The 2,498-nt window shown below is 64.9% G+C and carries 4 protein-coding genes; 1 reads left to right on the top strand and 3 read right to left on the bottom strand.

Annotation, left to right across the window (positions count from 1 at the left end; translation table 11 throughout):
- Positions 1–315: 315 nt before the first annotated feature.
- The 3 genes from B2W55_RS15685 to B2W55_RS15695 form a co-directional block, all read right to left on the bottom strand.
- Positions 316–675: a hypothetical protein gene (locus B2W55_RS15685; protein WP_024584623.1), complete on the bottom strand. Its 360-nt coding sequence runs from the start codon at positions 673–675 to the stop codon at positions 316–318.
- A 132-nt stretch (positions 676–807) separates the two neighbouring features.
- Positions 808–1,401, bottom strand: a complete 594-nt coding sequence (locus B2W55_RS15690; protein ID WP_024584622.1) for a YdcF family protein — start codon at positions 1,399–1,401, stop codon at positions 808–810.
- Positions 1,402–1,474: 73 nt separating this feature from the next.
- Positions 1,475–2,101, bottom strand: a complete 627-nt coding sequence (locus B2W55_RS15695; RefSeq protein ID WP_244442330.1) for a hypothetical protein — start codon at positions 2,099–2,101, stop codon at positions 1,475–1,477.
- 71 nt (positions 2,102–2,172) lie between these two features.
- On the opposite strand from B2W55_RS15695, the gene B2W55_RS15700 reads away from it, so the two are divergent.
- On the top strand, positions 2,173–2,498 hold a 326-nt coding region (locus B2W55_RS15700; protein WP_291532243.1), incomplete at its 3' end, for a hypothetical protein.

Here is a 2,498-nt window from a genome sequence, read left to right on the forward strand (position 1 = left end):
TGCTGCGCAAATCGACCTCTCCCTTGGGAGAGGTGGACTTCCGATGCCGCTCCAGATCAACCTGATCTCATCAGGCGTTTGGCACTCCGAGGTGCGGCCCGTCCTCCCGTAAGTCCCCCGTCAGCGACCGGCAGTAGCATGGGCGCTCGGGGGCCTTCTATGCGCCATCTGCTGACGGGATATTTCGTCGTCTTCGGGTTTCCCATTCAGAATTGGGTGCTCCCGACATTCGCGGTCCTTCTGACCTGGATCGCGCTCTCACGCCGGCTGCTCAGGTAGCCGGTGACGGCGATAGATCGTCAGAGCAGCAGGATGTCAGTAGCCGCAGGCGGCATACGTCTTTCGGGCAAGGCGGTAGCCTGCCCCCGCGGCCACGAAGTCCACGTCAAGGCACAGGTCGCCTCTGCGATATTCCCCGATCACGCCGCACTGTAGATATTCGAGATTGATCCGCCAGCGCTTCTCTTGCGGTGAGTAGGTCGCGAAATCGTGCTGCGCGACCGGCGTCCCCCTGCAAATCCCGGCGATATATTGCTGCACATCGAGCGGCAGGCTGTCGATGTGATGGGGGTCGAGCGGATCATGCTTGTTGCCGACGCTGCCGCCCTTGGAGAGCACCGGGGAGATGCCCGACAGCACGAGGCACAGCGCCAGAAGCGGGGTCCGGATTGTCATCTGACACTCCAGCTAAGATTGATTTGTTGCTGAGTGTATCGCGTATTGCTTACAGGCCACTTACAGTTCGTCGTTTGTTGCGTTCGACTGCGAACCGCCTTCCACAGTGCCGCGGCAATGCCGGCAGCGCGGTCAGCCAACCGGCCATTCCGCGATGAATCCCCTCGCCTTGTAAGGTTCGATCTTGTCCCACTCGATGAGGACGCGACGACGAAATTCCGGAACGGTATGCCACTGCGCGCGCGGAATCGCGAAGCCGTCCACCGTCACCAGCATCTTCTCGACCTCCGGCCAGTGCCGGTGCAGCGTCATCGGATAGCGCCGCGCGGTCCAGCTGTTGCCGAGGCAGATCACGCTTCGGACATTGGCAAGGCCGAGCACAGCGTCGATCACCGGCAGCGAGAAGACGACATTCTCGCCGGTGTTCTGCGCGCGATGTTCCTCGAGGATGCGCTCGGACGGCACACCGCGCGCCACCATCGCGGCCTTGATGATCGCGCATTCCGAGCGGTGATCGCCGGGCGTGATGCCGCCGCTCACGATCGCGCAGCGCGCGAACCCTGCACGCCACAAATCGACCGCCGCATCGACCCGCTCGGCAACATCCGTGCGCGTGCCGAACACGAACAGCAGATCGGCGGGCCTCAGCGGTGTCTCGATCAGGTGCTGCGTATTGATCGCGGCGATCTCGTCGTCGGACGGCATCCGCAAGCTTCGATCATCCATGCCTCCGCTCTCCCCGGCCACGACATCACCGCGACGACGATGCCGCGCGCAGCCGTGCGCGCGAAGTCACGTTTCATTGCGCTTGATTGCGGGCGGCCTTCGGCAGCAGCGCATCGGGCAATCGATCGAAGCCGTAGCGCCGCGGCCGGTTGCGCGTGACGAAGCCGCCGACCTGCCAGGCGAACAATGCCGCGAACCCGACCAGGAACAGCGCACCCATCCAGTTCGAGGCCATGAGCGCCATCACCAGCAATCCGATCATGGCCACCGCAAGCCACGCCAGCACCGCCAACGCCGCAGTGTATGTCTTCGGCCCGAGGCCGCCGACCAGCTTGGCCGTGCTGCCCGCCGCCTGCATCCGGTGATGCAGCTCGACGATGAACGCACGATAGAGCTCCCCCTGCGGCGCCACCAGCGTCGCGGTCTGCCAGGTGGTCGAGAGGATCGCGATCCGGCCACCCTTGGCATTGTCGATGTCGGCGCGAAACCGCTGCTGCTGCATCGAGACCGGGCGATAGGACAGTTTCACGGCGGAGATGTCGGCGTAGTCCCACACGCCGGACCTGCCGGCGATCCGCCAAGCCAGCCCGTCCTCGGTCAGCTCGAACTGGTGCGCCGAGCCGATCAACGAGGCCTTGTAGGCATAGCGCAGGGCTGCGCCCTCGCCTGCTTCCGACCGCTGCTGCAACGTTGTTGGCAATCCGCCGTTCCACCTGTTCGGACACATCCGGGCGCTTGCATGGAGTGTCGCGCCTATCCTACAAGCGAGCCATGCCCGAGACGACCTATTTTCCGCGTTACCTCATCCTCGGCGGCGCGATGGTATCCGGCGTGCTGCTGGCGCTGGCCGTGCATATGCTCGGTGCGCGCTACGGGCTCGACCTCGGCGGCCTGTGGCGCTCCGACAGCCACGAATTCATGCCGGCGGGCGCCGCGATCGCCTGGTGGCTGATCGCCAGCGTCGGGTTTTCGGGCGGCTACTTCACCGCCAATCTGATGCACAGCGCGGTCGCCGGCCAGATCCCGCAGCGGATGCGACAGTTCCTGATCGTGGTCGGCGTGCTCATGCTGGCGGGTGCCGGCCAGGCCGCGTCGGC

It is taken from the genome of Bradyrhizobium sp. UBA2491 (assembly GCF_002341725.1).
GTDB lineage: Bacteria > Pseudomonadota > Alphaproteobacteria > Rhizobiales > Xanthobacteraceae > Bradyrhizobium.

Excerpts from the sequence above, each read along its gene's own strand:
- B2W55_RS15685 (WP_024584623.1), bottom strand. The coding sequence starts at position 675 with ATGACAATCCGGACCCCGCTTCTGGCGCTGTGCCTCGTGCTGTCGGGC.
- B2W55_RS15690 (WP_024584622.1), bottom strand. The coding sequence starts at position 1,401 with ATGGATGATCGAAGCTTGCGGATGCCGTCCGACGACGAGATCGCCGCG.